We start from the raw sequence: 17,717 nt of genomic DNA, 5'->3' as shown, positions 1-17,717 counted from the left end.
GGCATTTTTTTAGCCAAAGGGTGTTAAATCGAGGCGATTTCTTCGCTCGTCAGATAGCGCCATTCGCCTAGAGCAAGTTCTGCGTCTAATTCAATTTTGCCAATGCTTTCACGGTGTAAGCCAACCACATGATTACCTACGGCGGCAAACATCCGCTTCACTTGGTGATACTTGCCTTCGGTAATGGTTAAACGTACCAACTGCGGCTCGATGATTTCAAGCACTGCGGGTTTTGTCAGGCCGTCTTCGTTTCTCAGCTCCACTCCAGCGGCAAAAACGCTGATCAGACTCTCATCCACAGGCTCGGCTAACGTCACTAAGTAACGCTTGCCACAGTCTTTTTTCGGCGAGGTGATCCGATGCGACCATTGACCATCGCTCGTGATCAACACAAGGCCTGTGGTATCGGCATCTAAACGGCCGGCAATGTGCAAGGTTTCGGGCTTTTCAATATCCAGCAGGCTCAATGCCGAAGGGTAGACTTCATCTATGGTCGAGCAAATCGTATCCACGGGCTTATTGAGCATCAGGTAACGCTCACCGACGAGGGAGATAGGCTCACCTTCGAGGCACACTTGCATCCCCTCGAGCACTTTAAAGCCAGCATCTTTAATCACAGCCCCATCACAGGTGATGTCACCACGGTGCAGGGCTTTTTTCGCTAAAGAACGGGTAAGCGAGGTACTTTCACAGATAAATTTGTCTAAACGCACGGGACGACTCAACTTCAATAAATGAAAACCGCCGTATTATGAGGCCCAACGAACGAAAGGGCAAAGCCTAGCCAATCAAATTGCTCAAACGCGTACTCGGTTACGCAGTGCAAACCTAAGTGCTTACTAACTTGACAGAGCTTGCGTACGGTATGTTTGGCGGTTTTTAGGCCAAATTCAACCATGGTAATTTTTAGTTACAACTGATGGATAATAAATCCGACTGAAAAAGTGTAATCACCTTGTTTAGATTCCCACTAAAGCATTAACATACGTAGCGTTGCGCCTGAAGCAATCCCATTTTGCAGCCAAACAGACCCAGAGATGGGCACAATAACAAATTCGAAGGAAACGACATGAGAAAAGTACTCATTGGGGGACTGTGTGCCTCACTCATCGCGGGCCTCACTGCCTGTAATGACAAACCCGCTGAAGTTAAAGCGCCAGAAACCACTAAAACCGCCACTGCTGCCGCTGTAACTAAAGCATTAGGTTCAGGTATCGAATTTGAAAACTTCGATAAGTCTGTGCGTCCACAGGACGACTTCTATGAATATGTTAACGGCGCTTGGCTGAAGAAAGCCGAGATCCCAGCCGATCGCACTAGCATTGGTGCCTTCTACGATCTGCGTGAAAAATCCCGTGATGACGTTAAAGCCATTATCGAAGAAGTCGCTGCAACGCCAAATCTGGCCGTAGGCACTGACGAGCAAAAAGTGGCTGATCTTTACCGTTCATTTATGGACACAGCAACGCTAAACAAACTGGGCGTGACGCCACTGAAAGGCGAGTTTGATGCCATCAACGCCTTAAAAGATAAAAACGAGCTGGTAAAATACTTCGCCCACAGCCAAATCATGGGTGCGGGTACGCCAATGGCTTTCTACATCGATATCGATGCAAAGAACTCTAGCCGTTACGCGACTCACCTGTATCAATACGGCCTAAGCCTGCCAGAAAAAGACTACTACTTTAACGAGTCAGAGCGTTTCGTTAATATTCGTAAGGCTTACCTTGCCCATATCGAAAAAATGTTCACTCTAGCCGGTCTTGCCAATCCAAAAGCCAGCGCAGAATCTATCCTCGCACTCGAAACTGCGATTGCCGCTAAACATTGGGATGTGGTTGAAACCCGCGACAGCACTAAATCCTATAACCTGTACCAAGTGAAAGATCTGCCAAGCTTAGCGCCAGATATCGACTGGACAGGCTACTTAACGACATTAGGTGCTGACAAGCAAACCGACATTATCGTTAACCAACCAAGCTATATCCAAGGCCTGAACGAAGTCCTCAAAACGACCGATTTGGCCACTTGGAAAACCTACATGCAATGGCAAGTGCTGACCCACGCGGCAAGCAACTTGAGCGAAGAGTTAGACAACGAGAACTTTGCCTTCTTCTCTAAAACCCTGAACGGTCAAGAAGAACAAGAGCCACGTTGGAAGCGCGGTGTTGCGGCAGTCAACGGCGTATTAGGTGAAGTGGTAGGTAAAGTGTACGTGAAGCGTCACTTCGCACCAGAAGCCAAAGAACGCATGCAAGCACTGGTTGAAAACCTGCGCGGCGCCTACGGCGACAGCATCAAAGATCTGACTTGGATGAGCGATACCACTAAGCAAGCTGCTGCCGAAAAATTAGCGAAATTCAACCCGAAAATTGGTTATCCAAACAAGTGGGAAGATTACAGCAAGCTGACCATTAAAGCCGATGATTTGATTGGTAACGCGGTTCGCGCAAGCGAAGTTGAGCACGCTAAGTCACTGGCTAAGTTAGGCGCGCCAATCGATAAAGACGAGTGGCACATGACCCCACAAACGGTTAACGCTTACTACAACCCAACCATGAACGAAATCGTGTTCCCAGCAGCAATTCTGCAACCACCTTTCTTCAACATGGAAGCGGATGATGCCGTCAACTACGGCGGTATCGGTGCGGTTATCGGTCACGAAATGGGCCATGGTTTCGACGACCAAGGCGCTAAGTTCGACGGCGAAGGCAATATGCGTGACTGGTGGACAGAGAAAGACTTAGAAGAATTCTCTGCCCGTGGTAAGGCGCTGATCGCACAATACGATGGTTACTATGTGTTTGACGATCTGCACGTGAACGGCAGCCTGACCTTAGGCGAAAACATCGGTGACTTATCGGGCGTAACTATCGCTTACCGTGCGTACAAAAAGTCGCTCAATGGTAAAGAAGCACCGGTTATCGACGGTCTGACTGGCGACCAACGTTTCTTCATCGGCTTCACGCAAATTTGGCGTGCAAAAGCCAAGGAAGAAGCTCTGCGTAATCGCGTAGCGACAGATCCACACTCACCAGCGGAATTCCGTGCACTGGGTGCGCTATCTAACATGCCTGAGTTCTACACCACCTATGATGTGAAACCAGGTGATGCTATGTATATAGCGCCAGAGAAACGCGTAAAAATTTGGTAATCCCAAATTAATTCAAGACAGTAGTAAACAAGCCCAATGGCGCCGTTCACAATAGCGGCGCTATTTTTTAGGCACGAAAAATGTGAACTTAATACCAATCACATTAAATATCTAATCAGTTCAGAGCCTCACAGGCATCTCAATCCAAGGCGCATTGACGAAGAAATGGTTATTCCCTTTTAAGTCAATGTAACACGGGAGTGAGATGCCTGTGAGGCTCCCGCAGGGCGGGGTTGAACGGGCTTTATACTGCGTTTAAGGCTTTCGACAGAGCGCCACTATGCCTTCAAGCCTTCGCCTTGTCTAAAGCCCGTTTAACTCCCGCTGAATGAACAGATATTTAATACGATTGGTATAAGCCAAACATGAACAAGTCTTCATCATTGATTCAGCTTTAATTAAGCCACTCCAGCCTATGGTATCCCTGTGATGTGTATCACTCCCATAAGGAAGTAGGCCGTTATGAATAAGTTATTTCGTACCTTTTTTATCTTTCTACTCTTATTATCGACCCGCACAGGCGTAGCCAATCCTTTAGATATCAATGACAGCAGAGCCGAACGCGGTAATTACAGTGCAAGGCAGGCTCAAAGCCATGATCTGCATGGTCTTTATGCGCTAAACACTCAAACCTTCGCCCCCCCACGTCAAGCTTCGGCCTGTTTAGACAACTTATATTCCAATGCCCACGCGGCCCAAAATGAACTCGCAAGCCTGTTGCAGACAGTGGTCGCCAGTTCACAAGCGCAGGTGATTTTGCCTGATGTGAAAAGTTATCAACGCGCCGCCGAGAAGGTCGCCATCAAATTTAATGGGGATGCGAGCCAGATCACCGACCTTGCCCGCGCTAGCATCGTCAGTAACAGTATCTCCGAGCTGATGCAAAGCTATTACGCCTTAAGCGAGCAAGCTCAGGTCGTGAAACAGAAAAACCGTTTCGCCGAGCCTAAAGCCTCAGGTTATCGCGACCTTAACTTACTGGTACGTTTGCCCGAAAGCGGCATGATTGCTGAGGTCCAATTACACCTTAAGGATATTGCCGACATCAAAAGCGGCCCAGAACACAAGGTTTACGAACAGGTTCAACAGATTGAGGCGAACGCGATCAAACAGCAACGGGGGTTAAGTGAGTTTGAAACCGCGCAGATCGCTAAGCTGCGCCAAGAGTCACATAAGCTGTATCACAAAGCTTGGCTTAACTATAAACGCGTCGATGAAGGACTACTGCTCACTAACTCAGTAGCTTAATCACCTGTTTGTTTAATTGTTTAATTGTTTAATTGTTTAATTGTTTAATCGCTTTACCGTTTAGCTCTGTACCACTTCCACTGTTGCGCTGGCTATTTGTGAAAACAGATGCCAGCGCTTTTTTTTACGGAGTCACACCAGACTCAACCCGAAGCGTCACTGCTGCAAATACGCAAACTAAAGCCGAACTATCCCTACTACAAGCTCACCGCCCTTCCCTCGCATCCAGCCTTGTTTCCCTATATAATCCCGCGCCATAAGGCGACCCTTAAGGAAATTCCATGCACGACATTATTGAGCAACTCCAAGAACGCAGCGAAACCGTGCCTGTGCCACTCGAGTTACCGACATTCGAGCAGTTAGTGGAGGTTGAGGAACAGATTTTGATCCCGCTGCCACGGGAATTAAAGGAATACCTACTCCATGCCAGTGATGTGATTTATGGCGCGATTGAGCCTGTGACTGCAGCCGATCCCTATTCACACACCTATTTACCCGAAGTCACCTGCTATGCTTGGTCAATCGGCTTGCCAAGGGACTTAATCGCCATCTGCCAATTGGGCGATGACTTTTACTGTATCGATCAGGATGGCCAAGTTCACTTCTGGCAAAATGGTGACTTTACCGATACTTATTGGGAATCCTTCTGGGAATGGGTCGAAGATATTTGGCTTAAAAACAAATACTGATTTTACCGAGATTTTATTTTTATCAACTTGAGAACCGCATTATGTCTAAAAATATTGGCTTGAACGCCATCGAAATGAGCTACTTACGCCAATCACTCAGCCTCAGTGCGGCTCAAGTAGGACAACTGACCAACCACAGCGAAGCCGATGTATTAGCCTGGGAAAATGCTGAAACACAGGCCCCGGAACTGGCACAGAAAAAGCTCTTAGATCTTGATGATATTATCGAGATGCAAGTGCTCAATACCACTGACGGCATCGAAGCCTTATTCAAGAAAGAGCCTAAGCGTCACTTGGCCTTCGTGGTGTATCCAACCCAAGCCGTTTACACCCAATATAATCCTGAATTTTTAAGCTCGCTGCCGTTGACTGAGCTATACAACACGGCGGCATGGCGCATTAAGAAAGAATGTAAACTGGTGCTCGAAGTGGATGTTAGCTTAGTCAATCTCGATGTCGAAGCCTACAAGGCATTCCGTGAGCAAAATGGGTTAAGCGAAAGCCGTGAAAGCCGCGCCAAATGGGCGGCAACTCAGCTATAAACGCTAAACGACTTAAGCAAAAAGGGCAGAAGTAAATCTTCTGCCCTTTTGTTTTTTATCGCTTAGTGCCAATTAAGCCTGCGCTGCGTTGGCGACGGCTTCCATTTTGGCGAGTGCCGATTTACGCGAAGGACGCGCCGCAATTCTATCGCGATACGCCGCCAATTTAGGCGGGATCTGCTGCTCAAATAAGGTGCCCCACATCAGTGTATGCGCCAGCAGAATATCGGCTACCGATAAGGTGTCACCGAGTAAAAAGTCACTATCGGGCAGCATAGCTTCAGCCAAGGCCGCCGCCTTATCAAACTCCCACACAGCACAAGGCATGATGGAAGGATGACGCTGAGCTTCCGGCAGTGCAAATTTATGCTTACCGAGGGTCCATAGAGGCTGCTCGAGTTCGGTAATAATAAAGCTCACCCATTGATGATGCAGACCCGATGCCGCAGTGCCCGCTTCAGGTAACAAATTACCAAACTTCTCCGCCAGATACAGGCAAATGGCCGCCGACTCAGACAATACAAGATTATCGTCGGTTAACACTGGCACTTTGCCGCAGGGATTAAGCGCTAAAAACGCGGCGCTACGGTGCTCGCCCTTATTCATATCCACAAACGAAAAGGCCCATTCGGCGCCTAACTCTTCTAACACCCAAGCGACTCGTAATGCACGGCTGCGGGGCATGCCATATAAGGTGATCATATTAACGTCCTTTTAGTGATGACTGATTAACGAGAACGAAGATACACTGTGTCGCGGCAGAGTAAAATACAAAAACGGCGCCGAAGCGCCGTTTCCTATGACTCAATCAATGACTCATTAGAAGTTCATTGTCAGTTTAGTGTAGATATAACGTCCCATTGGGTTGTGTACAGAAATCACATAACCATAGAGGTCGGTATCGCCGTCACCAATCGCAAATGGTGGTTCTTCATCGAACACGTTGTTCACGCCTAATGTCAGCTTAAACATCTCGTTGAATCGGTAACTACCTGACATATCAACTAATAACTGCGCATCAACCATACGAGACTTGTTAGTTTCGAAGTCTAACACGCCGTCAAAGTCGATATCTGGAGTATCTTCGAACTCACCGATGTAGCTCAGGTTTACGTTGGCAGCGAAGTTATCCATGGTCCAATTCGTGGTGAGTAACCAGCGATGTTGTGGGAACTTGTACTCGCCAGTGTAATCGAGACCGTCTTTTTCGAAGTTATGTAAGTAGCTGTACTCTAGGCCAAACTTCAAATCACCAAAGCTATCTAGCTCAAGACCATAGTGGGTTGACAGGTCAACACCCTGCACATCCTGCGAGCTTAAGTTGATAAAGCTTGAGTGAATAATGCTGATAGGACCTAAGGTTTGACCCGCTTGCGGTGCTAAACGCTCACACACTGTGCTGTTTTGATCGTTACAGTTTGCGGTGTAGATATCGCCCAATGGCTGCTTATCGATCTTGTTATCTTGAGTGATGCTGTAAACATCGAAACCGATATCAAACTTCTGGCTTGGCGCCCAGATAAGTCCAAGGTTCCATGTTTCTGACTCTTCGGCATCCAACTCAGAGTTACCCTGGAATTCAGTGTTGTAGTCGAGCGCTTCACAATCCACACCATCGGCGGCGCAGCGATAAGTATCGATAAAGAAGCTACTTTCGCGTGATGGGCCTAAACCGATTTGTGCTAATGAAGGCGCGCGAAAACCCGTTGACCAAGAACCACGGCTCGTCAGCTCATCGGTGATGCCCCATTGGAACGCCACTTTAGGGTTAGTGGTTGAACCAAAATCGCTGTAGTGGTCGTAGCGACCCGCGAGTTGCAGCTCAAAGTTATCCGTGACAGGAATAGAGAACTCCACATAACCTGCGTATTGGTCACGGGAGGCCGCAGCAGAAACCGCTTCGGTACCGAAAATCAGCCCACGTTGGAACTGTTCATCCGGCACGTCGCTCACGCTTTCTTCACGGTATTCCACACCCGCCGCCATCATAATATCGCGATCCGCCAGCGTGAACGCTTGGCCCGAAATGTTTGCCGCGTAAGACGTCATGCTCGATAAACCTTGGCGAACTAGGCTAGTGGTAATCGCATCGATCACATCCTGCGAGTTCATGGTGCCGCCAAAAGGATTGTAGCGACCCGCATCGATCTCGGCTTGCAGGTAATCGGTTCTGACCCAACCTTGAGTACGATCGCCCGTTTGAGTCGATTCACTGCGGCCGCGTTGTACCGAAGCTTCCCAATCCCACTCTTTAATCGTGCCACGTAAACCCGCGACTAAACGCAGGGTGTCGGACTCGATATCCCAACGACGTGCGCCCGCATCCACAGTACGGAAACGACCGATTTCAATATCTTTGCCCCAAGGATTATTTGGGTGAGTGCCTGGCACAGTTAAGGCCGCATCTTCATCCAAAGGTGTTGGTGCACCACCCGCAATTGAAGAGTTATGTTGCGCGGCTAACTCGAGGAACGCGGTTAAATCGTCATTGAAATGGTAATCGAATTGACCAATAGCCCCGATACGCTCAGCCTCAGGGATCACTAAGTTGTATGGACCATAGTCAAATAAACAGCTGCCGCTGGCCGTTGCACGATCGGGCGGACAGGATGGGTCGATAGTCTTCACGCCATCGACATAAAAATAACCGGGGAAACCACGTGAGGAACGGAAATCTTCACCACCGTAAGGGCTTTGATCGGCTGTGCCAAAACGGCCCAAATCGGTTGCCGCTAAGGTATCGTTTTTAAAATAGTCGAGAATAACCGACGCACTGCCCTTTTCGGACTTCACGCCCCAAACGACGCTTGCCGTGGTTTCATCATAACCCGTACCTGGGGTGTCGCCGTAACCTAAGTTAACCTCAATCCCTTCGATGTCTTTTTTCAAGACGATGTTAACTACACCCGCAATCGCATCGGAACCGTAAATCGCCGATGCACCATCTTTCAGAATATCAATGCGTTCAATCGCTGAAACCGGAATGTTGTTAATGTCGACGAAGGAGTTAGTGATACCTTCGGCAAAGGCACTTGCCGCAACACGGCGACCGTTAATCAATACCAGAGTGGCGTCAGGGCCTAAGCCACGCAAACTGATTGAAGCACCACCGTTTGCGGTCGAGTCTTGGCTGTTCCCACGGGTAGAGAAAGCGCCAGCACCGTTGGCAGGCATACGTTCGAGTAACTGCTGCAGGTTGTCAAAACCCATGTTGGCAATATCCTCTTTGCCAATGGATTGAATGGGTGACGGTCCCTCGATATCAGTGCGCTTAATACGAGAGCCCGTTACTTCAATGCGTTCAACTTTGTCAGCGCCGTTATCGGCTGCATAGCTAATACTCGGGGCAAATGCCATTGCAATCGCGATAGCACAAGCACTGGGTAGAATCTGAGGTCTTTTCATTTACATCCCCTAATCTTCACTTGTTAAATTTATTTTACTTTTATTAAACTAATTTTTAACACAACCAAGGTAATCGGTTGTAAAACAAAGTCAATGGGGGACTGAAAAAAGTTAAACTTTTGTTACTAATAAAAACCATGTATTTTCCTGATGAGATCTCTCAAGATAGCGAAATGGAACATTGGCACTGAGGAAGAACATGCAAGAACAAACAATTCATGAAGCCCAATTTGAAGATAATTTAGGTTTGTACTGGTTACTCTCAGGGGCCGCTTACTTCACCTTAAGTATTGTTGGTATTCCCTTGTTATTACTTTGGTTTCCTATTGGGTTATGGGGGACTCGCCGCTACATCAGCAATATGAGTGCACGCTTAACCAGCAAAAAGCTGATCGTGCGCAGAGGCATATTAACTCGCACAGAAAATACGGTTCCCTTAGATAAAATTACCGACATCGCTCTCATTCAGGGGCCGATTATGCGCTTGATGGGATTACATAAACTCACGGTTGAAACTGCAGGACAATCGGGCGCAGGCGCTTTAATTAGTCTGGTTGGCATAGTCAACGCCCCCGATTTTAGGGCGCAGATTTTGGAGCAAAAAGAACGCTTAAGTGAGGCACATACCACCAGCGAGACGAGCGCTCCCACAGAAGATAACGCAATGTTGACCCAACTTGTGGAAATGACGGCAAGCTTAAAACGCATCGAAGCCCTACTCGCCTCAAAATACAATTCTTAACAGTTAACATCGCGACTTAACGGCTTAGATAGCTCAGTATCGAGCAAACCATTTCCAACGGATAAGGAAACACCCAGCGTATTATGGCGACTTCTCAAGTAAAACCTCTCCCCATGAATTGGACAGCCCAACTGGCCCTCGGCATAAAAGCCATGGGACCCGGTGTGTTAATGGCCGCCGCTGCGATTGGGGCTTCACATTTAGTGTCATCCACCCGCGCCGGCGCAGAATTTGGCTGGCAACTCGCCTGGGTGATTCTGGGAGTAAACTTGCTGAAATACCCCTTCTTTGCCGCGGGTGCGCGATACACCGCCGCGACAGGGGAAAGCCTGCTGCATGGTTATCTTAAACAGGGCCGAGGTTACTTGTGGTTATTCACAGGCCTCAATGTGATTGCTTCCATCGCCAGTACCGCGGGGGTTTGCATGTTAACCGCCGCAATGCTGACCCAGTTTATCCCTCTGCCTATTGATGTGTTGGCGTTATTAGTGCTGATAAGTTCGTTGTTGTTATTGATTTTAGGGCACTATTCATTGTTGGACAGGCTGACGAAGATCATCATGTTCGCCCTGACGCTCACCACCTTAATCGCCGTCGCCTTGGCATTGGATCATGTGAAACCGCTAGAAAGCCAGTTTGTCTCCCCCTCACCTTGGCAGTGGGCCCATGTGGGATTCTTGGTCGCCATGATGGGTTGGATGCCTGCACCTATTGAAGTTAGCGCATGGAATTCGTTGTGGTTATTGGAAAAACAAAAGACATCACCCGTTACTCCCGCCCAAGCTATCTTAGACTTCAACTTAGGCTATCTAGTCACTGCTCTGTTAGCCGTGGTCTTTTTGGCCTTAGGTGCGCTGGTGATGCATGGCAGTGGTGAGCATTTTTCCGACTCTGGTGCCAAATTTGCGAACCAATTAATCAACTTATATAGCCAAGTCATGGGTGGGGAAAGCCGCTATTTGATAGGCATAGTGGCGTTTTTATGTATTTTCAGCACCACTGTCACTGTCATCGATGGCTATAGCCGAACCTTGAACATGGGCTGGCAACTGCTCTCACGCGCAACAGTCAGCGAAACCCAATCGGACAAACGCCTAACGGGCATCATGCTCAGCGTAAGCGCATTAGGATTATTGCTCATCCTGTTTTTCAAGGGCGCCCTGCTGCCACTGCTGGAGTTTGTGATGATTTTAGCTTTTATGACGACAGTAGTTTTTGCATGGCTCAACTATCGCTTAATGACTAGCACCCAACTGCCAGCGGCTCATCGTTATGGCACAAAAATGAAAGGCCTCTCTTGGATAGGATTAAGCTATTTGCTTATTTTTGCAGTGCTTTTTATTTACTGGTACTTCGTCATTCAAGCTTAATCTAACCCTCAGCCGCTAAGCAGGAGAGCATTTCGCTCACAGTAACGGTGCGAGTATTTAGCAGTGAGATAGACTCACCTGCTTTTATGGCGCTTTGGGTATATAATGTCTGCTCTTAAACCAGACAGCGCAGCCGCGCCTAGAGATGACCATGATTAACAATGATATTTTGCGCCGTTTGCGCTTCGTGTTTGATTTCAACAATGCCAAAATGATTAAGATCTTTGCCAAAGTTGGAAGAGAAGTGCCAACCGAAGAGATGATTAGTCTGCTGCGCAAAGAAGAGGAAGAAGGCTATAAGGCCTGTAACGACACGACCCTATGTCAGTTTTTAGATGGTCTTATCATCGAAAAACGTGGTCTACGTGAAGGGGCTGAAATCCCAAAGCCAGTATCAAAATTAAACAATAACTTAATCTTCAAAAAGTTACGTGTTGCTCTCGAAATGCGTGAAGAAGATATTATGGCCACCTTAGCGCTCGCCGAAGTGCAAATGTCTAAGTCTGAGTTAAGCGCACTGTTTCGCAACCCAGATCATAAAAACTTCAAAGCCTGTGGCGACCAGATCCTGCGTAACTTTATCCGTGGCTTATCACTAAAATATCGCGGCGTTTAATCTCCACATAGCTTAACCCCAGAAACGCAGTCTAGGCTGCGTTTTTTGTTTTAATAGCACCTTAAACAACCATTTACACGGCAAAAGCATTTACAATCAATTAACAGAAGCATGTTTTAAACGGCCAGATTGTCGCCTGCTGCAAAAAAAGCCACAAATAGCGCACGACACAGGCAACAAAGATCACATTTCATGATAACCTTACGTGACTTACAGCACGTCTCAAGCACGTACCGAACCATTAAACAATAACTCAAAGGTTACCCATGGACGATAATAAACGCCCCCTCTATCTTCCGTTTGCAGGACCTGCCATTCTTGAAGCTCCCTTAATTAACAAGGGCAGTGCATTTTCGGAAGAAGAGCGTATTTTCTTTAACCTCGAAGGCTTAGTACCCTACGCCATTGAAACCATTGAAGAACAGGCTTCACGCGCCTACGATCAGTTCAGAAGTTTCAATAACGATCTCGATAAGCACATCTATCTGCGCAACATTCAAGACACCAACGAAACCCTGTTTTATCGTTTAGTGCAAAACCACATCAGCGAAATGATGCCAATTATCTACACCCCGACGGTAGGTTTGGCCTGTGAGCGCTTCTCGAAAAACTATCGCCGTAACCGTGGTCTGTTCATCTCCTACCCGAATAAGGACAGAATCGACGACATCCTCAATAACTCGACTCGCCAAAAAGTAAAAATCATCGTTGTGACCGACGGTGAGCGCATCTTAGGTTTAGGCGACCAAGGTATTGGCGGCATGGGGATCCCGATTGGTAAATTGTCGCTCTACACCAGCTGTGGTGGGATCAGCCCAGCATACACACTGCCAATTACCTTAGACGTAGGTACCGATAATCCACAGTTGCTGGAAGATCCTATGTACATGGGTTGGCGCCATCCACGTATTGGCGGCGAAGAGTATGCCGAGTTTATCGAAGCCTTTATGCAAGCCGTGCATGTACGTTGGCCAGATACACTGATCCAATTCGAAGACTTTGCCCAAAAGAATGCGATGCCAATCCTTGAGCGTTATAAGGATCGCTACTGCTGCTTTAACGATGACATTCAAGGTACCGCCGCCGTGACTGTGGGCTCGTTACTCGCCGCCTGTAAAGCCGCGGGCACTGAGCTCAACAAACAACGCATCGCCTTCTTAGGTGCCGGTAGCGCAGGCTGCGGTATTGCCGAAGCTATCGTTGCGCAAATGGTGTCTGAAGGTATCAGCGACGAGCAAGCCCGCAGCCAAGTTTGCATGGTTGACCGTTGGGGCCTGCTGCTCGACAACATGCCTAACCTGTTGCCATTCCAACAAAAATTGGCTCAAAAATGTGCCGATATCAGCAACTGGAATAACTTCAGCGACAATATTTCACTGCTCGATGTGGTCAATAACGCTAAACCAACGGTGCTGATTGGCGTATCGGGCGCACCGGGTCTGTTTACCGAAGAAATTGTTCGTGCAATGCATAGCCACTGCGAACGTCCAATTATCTTCCCACTGTCAAACCCCACCAGCCGTGTTGAAGCGACGCCAAAAGACATTCTGCACTGGACGTCTGGCCAAGCCTTAGTGGCAACGGGTAGCCCGTTTGAACCTGTTGTTGTCGATGGCGAAACCTATGAAATCGCGCAATGTAACAACAGCTTTATCTTCCCAGGTATTGGTTTAGGTGTACTCGCCTCGGGTGCTCGCCATGTCTCCGATGCGATGTTAATGGCATCGAGCCGCGCGCTCGCCGAATGCTCACCGTTAGCCATTAATGGCTCAGGACCACTCCTGCCAAAACTGGAAGATATTCACTCAGTAAGTAAGCATATTGCGTTTGCCGTCGGTAAAGTGGCGATTGAGCAAGGATTATCCTTGCCTGCAAGTGATGAGCTGCTGATGCAATCTATCGAAGATAATTTCTGGAAGCCAGAGTATCGCCGTTATAAGCGTACGTCTTTCTAATATCAGACATTATTCCAATAAAAGCCCGTCAATCGACGGGCTTTTTATTGAGTCAAACTCACAGCTTAAGGCGCCATCACCTGTTTAAAGCTGTTGAGCATAGAACGGTCGGTACGCGCTTTCTTTAATTTCCGCACGCACTCTTTCAGTGACTCATCGGCTAAGCGACCGAAAATACCGTTGTACTCATTCTCATTGATGGCCTCATCGGTATCGGCCTGCTCAGAAATCTCCTGGGCGACACGGCTAAGTTGCAACCACGCATTGGCAATATAAAAACCGTGGAACTCAGCCTGCGGCATTAAATTACGCGCACTGGCGGGTAATGCTTCCCAAGCGGTGGCAAATTTGTCTTCGCGATCGAGTAACAACTCGGCACATAAACCTTGGTAAGCCGCTAACAGGCTCTCTGGCATTTTTGCCATAGGTAGCACTTTATTGGCAACATTGTGGGAAATCCGCTCGGCGGTTTCACGATACTCAACTGATACTTCAGCCATAATTACTCTCTTATCCTAAGCGGCTTAAAATTGGCCACTAATATATAAACCATAGACCCCATTATGGGCCAAAGGTGTCACTGTGATCCCTTTATAGGGCTCAGTAAAATACCAACCCGCCAGTGCGCCAATGGCTGCGCCTGCGAGCACATCTTCTAAATAGTGCTTATCGCTCTCGACTCGGGTGTAGCCCACATAAGTCGCAGCAAGATAGGCAGGCAGACCATATTGCCAGCCATAACGCTGCTGAATAAACGTGGCCGCCATAAAGCTGTCCGAGGTGTGCCCTGACGGAAAAGAATCATCACCACTGCCATCGGGTCTATCCTTACTGACACCCAATTTAAGCCCTTCGACTATGACTCGGCTCGAGACGGCGGCCTTAAGTAATTGCCACGATCCCTCATTCCCATCCTCATAGAATAGGGTCGCGCCCAAAGCCGTCGCAGGCAGGAGTAGATGAACCACATCGCCCGAGGTTTCGATATCATCCGAGTTTGCCCAACTCGCTCCCGTAAACAGCAACAGGACGGCACAGAGTAGTTTTTTCAAGGGTTTTCCTTATTGGGTGAGATCCAAGGCGACGTTTATACCTTGATAGCGGAATGAATGCAAAAATTGCAAACTTTACATGTAAACAATACGTAAAAAGTTTATGCTAAGATAATGATTAGCTATCTGTTTCAGCGCTAACGGGAAACCTCATACTTGCAACATTACCTTCGATATTTAGCCATTTGTCTTATGCTGCTGATAGGCACGCATAGGGTTGCTATTGCCGAGGGACAAGCACAGGTCGATCAGATTTTTGCATTATTCGATAGCGGTGAAGCCATGACCCGTGAATCTATCGAGCAAAACCTATCACTGCTGGAAAAGCTCATTTCGAGTGATGATGTTGAGCGCATCGAAAAACTGAATCTGCTCAAATGCTGGAATCAGCCTTTTGAGACCGAAGAGGATGTGTTGCACTCGCTTCAGCACATTGAACAGACAATGGCACAGATCCCGCCAAACGCATCACCGCATTTTCTTACCGACTTTACTCTCTGCCATGCTTGGTTTTTACAGCAAAAGGGCGATATTAATGGCGCCATGTCGGGTTATACCAAAAGTATTCAGAGCGCCTATGAGCATGAAGATATTAGACTCATTGCCGATGCTCGCAGTCTGCGTGGAGCCTTATATTCCTACATTGGGGATTTTTCTGAGGCGCTGGACGATTTAGTGACCGCACAGGGGCTGTACGAGTCCTTGAACTTAACGGGTTGGGCAAATGTCAATTTAGCGGATATTGCCACCAGCTTTAGGCGTTATGGCGACCCTGAGAGTGCGATTAAATACTACAACAAACTCAAAGAGTTTTACTCCCAAAAAGGCAATAAGGAACAAGTTGCCAACGTCACTTCCGACATTGGGATTGCCTTAGATGAAATGGGCGAACATGAGCGAGCGATTGAAAGCTTTCGTTTTAGCTATCAGTATTTTAAAGAACACAAATACCCTCTTATTGCCGCGATCAACGCGACCAATATTGCCTATAGCCTTATTCAGTTAAATCGCCTCAATGAAGCCGAAACCTATTTAAAGGAAGCGGCGCAGGAAATTACCGATAAAGAACCGAGCGCCTACAGCTTTATGAAGCTGTTTATGGCGAAAATTCGTTATCAACAGGGACGCTATCAAGAAGCGCTGGATGAACTCGCCGCCGCAGAAATTGCATTCCGTGTGATGCACAATGATCGCGGCCTCATCCAACTATTACAGCTTAAGAGTGATATCCATGCGGCCATGGGCGATCTACCTTCGGCCTACCAAGAGCTACAGCAATTTATCGCCTTGACGAAAAAGGTGGATGATAGCTCCTCAGCACACCAAACGACTGAATTAAAGGTAAAGTTTGATACTAGTTGGATCGAATCTGAAAACAAACGCTTGCTCGATAATCAAAAATTAAAAGAGCAAGAGTTAGCACTGCTAGAGAAAAATAAATCACTGCAACTTATCATCCTGCTGCTCACGGGCTGTATTTTGGCGATAGTGTCACTCTTTGCCTACAAGCAAGTGCACCGTAACCGTCACCTACAGACCATAGCCTTAACCGATTATCTGACTCAATTGCCCAATCGCAGGCACATCTATGCCCAAGCTGAGCTGTATTTTCAGCAGGCAATAAAACAAAAAACACCATTCTCAGTGATCATTTTCGATGCGGATCATTTTAAAAAGATTAACGATAATTTCGGTCATGAAATTGGTGACCAAGCCTTGCTGACCATAGCCCAAGCCAGCCAAGCATTAACTGCGGACCGCAATCTCATCGGCCGGATTGGCGGTGAGGAGTTTTTAATCCTCTTACCCAATACCAACGCAGAGCGCGTTTGGGAACTGGCACACGAGTTACAAACCTTAATCACCCGTTATGGTGCCATTAATTTGCCCGTAGAGTTAAAGCTAACTGTAAGTGCCGGAGTGGCTACTTTAAATACCGAATTAGGCAAACAAGATGATAGCTTTGCGCGTTTGCTTAAGCGTGCGGACAACGCCCTTTACGACGCCAAAAACGCAGGACGAAACTGCGTTAAAGCCGCCAAAATGGCCGACTAACCTACGGTTTTTCGGTGCCAAAAGATGTGATGTTCGAGGGGCGGCGGCAAGGCGCCAAACCATTTTTGATATAGCCGAGCAAAATCCCCCGATTCTTTGAGCTTTTCTAACTCAGCTTGCCAACGTTGCACAGTATCGGCAGAGGTTCCTTTTGAGAATGCCAGATAAAGATGGATTTCGGCGATGACATACACAGGTTTGATGTCCGACTCCTTAGCACCGATATCTTGTAGTATATGCTTGACCGCCAAATCGGCCTGACACCAGAATCGCACCCGTGAAAACAACAACTGCTTTGCCGATTGCTGCGGAAAACTCGCCACTAATAACGCATCGATACCCTGCTGTTGCAGCAGCTGCGCGCCGATAGACTCCCGATAAACACCGACGATCCCCGCCGCACTCACTTCAGATAATTGATTGATGCGAATAGGATCGTCAGCTCTGGCGTAAAGGGTAATTTTACTGGTCGCTATAGGGCCAATAAAATCGAAATGGCTTTCCCGTTCATCACTGATGGAAGTGGCAAACAGCAACACATTCGGCGCAGAACTCGCAATCGAGTATGCTCGCGCCCAAGGTAGCACCTCGATTTTCTCCTGCTGTCCAAGGCGGGGCTGCAGCAGATTAACCAGTTCCACCCCAAAGCCTGTCGGCACTCCATCTTGCTCGAAGCTCATGGGAGGCCAAGCTTCTGTCACTAACCGCACCGTCTCGGTTGCCGCTTGTGTCGCCGCAAAGCTAAGCCCTGAATAGCCAAAGCCCATGCACAGTAGCAGGCGATAACAGTGTTTGCTGAGGGTGGACAACATAGGCAAGACCGAAGAGGAAACTTACTATCCATCATAGATCTAATTTACACACGGAAGAAAGCAAATTAAGGATTTGG

General features: G+C 47.8%; 15 protein-coding genes. 9 read left to right on the top strand and 6 right to left on the bottom strand.

Annotation, left to right across the window (positions count from 1 at the left end; all coding sequences use genetic code 11):
* Positions 1 to 23: 23 nt before the first annotated feature.
* Positions 24 to 731 carry a 16S rRNA pseudouridine(516) synthase RsuA gene (gene rsuA / locus N5E87_RS03855; RefSeq protein ID WP_164717920.1) on the bottom strand — a complete coding sequence of 236 codons (708 nt, stop codon included), beginning with the start codon at positions 729 to 731 and terminating at the stop codon, positions 24 to 26.
* 338 nt (positions 732 to 1,069) lie between these two features.
* On the opposite strand from rsuA, the gene N5E87_RS03850 reads away from it, so the two are divergent.
* From N5E87_RS03850 to N5E87_RS03835, 4 genes are all read left to right on the top strand, one after another.
* Complete coding sequence (locus tag N5E87_RS03850; RefSeq protein WP_086902020.1) at positions 1,070 to 3,154, top strand: M13-type metalloendopeptidase; 2,085 nt, start codon at positions 1,070 to 1,072, stop codon at positions 3,152 to 3,154.
* A gap of 462 nt (positions 3,155 to 3,616) precedes the next feature.
* Entirely contained in the window at positions 3,617 to 4,402 is a 786-nt protein-coding gene (locus N5E87_RS03845) for a RelA/SpoT domain-containing protein (protein WP_088211053.1), read from the top strand.
* A gap of 281 nt (positions 4,403 to 4,683) precedes the next feature.
* Positions 4,684 to 5,091: an SMI1/KNR4 family protein gene (locus N5E87_RS03840; RefSeq protein WP_011623923.1), complete on the top strand. Its 408-nt coding sequence runs from the start codon at positions 4,684 to 4,686 to the stop codon at positions 5,089 to 5,091.
* A gap of 41 nt (positions 5,092 to 5,132) precedes the next feature.
* Positions 5,133 to 5,633 (top strand): DUF4447 family protein, encoded by a 501-nt coding sequence (locus N5E87_RS03835; protein WP_011623924.1) that lies wholly within the window; start codon positions 5,133 to 5,135, stop codon positions 5,631 to 5,633.
* A 72-nt stretch (positions 5,634 to 5,705) separates the two neighbouring features.
* Here the strand turns inward: N5E87_RS03835 and N5E87_RS03830 are convergent, their stop codons facing one another.
* Together N5E87_RS03830 and N5E87_RS03825 are read right to left on the bottom strand one after the other, a co-directional pair.
* The gene (locus N5E87_RS03830) at positions 5,706 to 6,335 is read right to left on the bottom strand and encodes a glutathione S-transferase family protein (protein ID WP_011715913.1); all 630 of its coding nucleotides are present in this window, start codon (positions 6,333 to 6,335) and stop codon (positions 5,706 to 5,708) included.
* Between the two features lie 117 nt (positions 6,336 to 6,452).
* On the bottom strand, positions 6,453 to 9,038 hold the full coding sequence (locus N5E87_RS03825; protein WP_086902017.1) for a TonB-dependent receptor: 2,586 nt from the start codon (positions 9,036 to 9,038) through the stop codon (positions 6,453 to 6,455).
* Positions 9,039 to 9,237: 199 nt separating this feature from the next.
* On the opposite strand from N5E87_RS03825, the gene N5E87_RS03820 reads away from it, so the two are divergent.
* The 4 genes from N5E87_RS03820 to N5E87_RS03805 all read left to right on the top strand — a co-directional run bounded on the left by N5E87_RS03820 (position 9,238) and on the right by N5E87_RS03805 (position 13,721).
* A complete protein-coding gene (locus tag N5E87_RS03820; protein WP_011625253.1) occupies positions 9,238 to 9,780 on the top strand; it encodes a PH domain-containing protein in 543 nt (180 codons plus the stop codon).
* Between the two features lie 83 nt (positions 9,781 to 9,863).
* The gene (locus tag N5E87_RS03815; RefSeq protein ID WP_126512423.1) at positions 9,864 to 11,150 is read left to right on the top strand and encodes an Nramp family divalent metal transporter; all 1,287 of its coding nucleotides are present in this window, start codon (positions 9,864 to 9,866) and stop codon (positions 11,148 to 11,150) included.
* Positions 11,151 to 11,301: 151 nt separating this feature from the next.
* Positions 11,302 to 11,766: a DUF1456 family protein gene (locus tag N5E87_RS03810; RefSeq protein ID WP_041412549.1), complete on the top strand. Its 465-nt coding sequence runs from the start codon at positions 11,302 to 11,304 to the stop codon at positions 11,764 to 11,766.
* Between the two features lie 266 nt (positions 11,767 to 12,032).
* The gene (locus N5E87_RS03805) at positions 12,033 to 13,721 is read left to right on the top strand and encodes an NAD-dependent malic enzyme (protein WP_086902015.1); all 1,689 of its coding nucleotides are present in this window, start codon (positions 12,033 to 12,035) and stop codon (positions 13,719 to 13,721) included.
* Between the two features lie 65 nt (positions 13,722 to 13,786).
* Here the strand turns inward: N5E87_RS03805 and N5E87_RS03800 are convergent, their stop codons facing one another.
* A complete protein-coding gene (locus tag N5E87_RS03800; protein WP_011625248.1) occupies positions 13,787 to 14,221 on the bottom strand; it encodes a DUF3069 domain-containing protein in 435 nt (144 codons plus the stop codon).
* Between the two features lie 24 nt (positions 14,222 to 14,245).
* Complete coding sequence (locus tag N5E87_RS03795) at positions 14,246 to 14,773, bottom strand: phosphatase PAP2 family protein (RefSeq protein WP_086902014.1); 528 nt, start codon at positions 14,771 to 14,773, stop codon at positions 14,246 to 14,248.
* A gap of 156 nt (positions 14,774 to 14,929) precedes the next feature.
* Here N5E87_RS03795 and N5E87_RS03790 point away from each other — a divergent pair, with 156 nt between their 5' ends.
* Positions 14,930 to 16,828 (top strand): GGDEF domain-containing protein, encoded by a 1,899-nt coding sequence (locus tag N5E87_RS03790; RefSeq protein WP_089068436.1) that lies wholly within the window; start codon positions 14,930 to 14,932, stop codon positions 16,826 to 16,828.
* Here N5E87_RS03790 and N5E87_RS03785 read toward each other — a convergent pair.
* Positions 16,825 to 17,595 (bottom strand): transporter substrate-binding domain-containing protein, encoded by a 771-nt coding sequence (locus tag N5E87_RS03785; RefSeq protein ID WP_232015358.1) that lies wholly within the window; start codon positions 17,593 to 17,595, stop codon positions 16,825 to 16,827. The two genes, N5E87_RS03790 and N5E87_RS03785, sit on opposite strands and share 4 nt — an antisense overlap.
* Positions 17,596 to 17,717 lie beyond the last annotated feature (122 nt).

The organism is Shewanella sp. GD03713 (genome assembly GCF_029843705.1).
In the GTDB taxonomy this organism is placed as follows: domain Bacteria; phylum Pseudomonadota; class Gammaproteobacteria; order Enterobacterales; family Shewanellaceae; genus Shewanella.
Note: the sequence above shows the minus strand (reverse complement) of the source record. Positions and strands in the feature narration are given on the sequence as shown.

Coding starts and splice junctions, on each gene's coding strand:
- N5E87_RS03850 (WP_086902020.1), top strand. CDS start 1,070: ATGAGAAAAGTACTCATTGGGGGACTGTGTGCCTCACTCATCGCGGGC.
- N5E87_RS03845 (WP_088211053.1), top strand. CDS start 3,617: ATGAATAAGTTATTTCGTACCTTTTTTATCTTTCTACTCTTATTATCG.
- N5E87_RS03840 (WP_011623923.1), top strand. CDS start 4,684: ATGCACGACATTATTGAGCAACTCCAAGAACGCAGCGAAACCGTGCCT.
- N5E87_RS03835 (WP_011623924.1), top strand. CDS start 5,133: ATGTCTAAAAATATTGGCTTGAACGCCATCGAAATGAGCTACTTACGC.
- N5E87_RS03830 (WP_011715913.1), bottom strand. CDS start 6,335: ATGATCACCTTATATGGCATGCCCCGCAGCCGTGCATTACGAGTCGCT.
- N5E87_RS03825 (WP_086902017.1), bottom strand. CDS start 9,038: ATGAAAAGACCTCAGATTCTACCCAGTGCTTGTGCTATCGCGATTGCA.
- N5E87_RS03820 (WP_011625253.1), top strand. CDS start 9,238: ATGCAAGAACAAACAATTCATGAAGCCCAATTTGAAGATAATTTAGGT.
- N5E87_RS03815 (WP_126512423.1), top strand. CDS start 9,864: ATGGCGACTTCTCAAGTAAAACCTCTCCCCATGAATTGGACAGCCCAA.
- N5E87_RS03810 (WP_041412549.1), top strand. CDS start 11,302: ATGATTAACAATGATATTTTGCGCCGTTTGCGCTTCGTGTTTGATTTC.
- N5E87_RS03805 (WP_086902015.1), top strand. CDS start 12,033: ATGGACGATAATAAACGCCCCCTCTATCTTCCGTTTGCAGGACCTGCC.
- N5E87_RS03800 (WP_011625248.1), bottom strand. CDS start 14,221: ATGGCTGAAGTATCAGTTGAGTATCGTGAAACCGCCGAGCGGATTTCC.
- N5E87_RS03785 (WP_232015358.1), bottom strand. CDS start 17,595: ATGGGCTTTGGCTATTCAGGGCTTAGCTTTGCGGCGACACAAGCGGCA.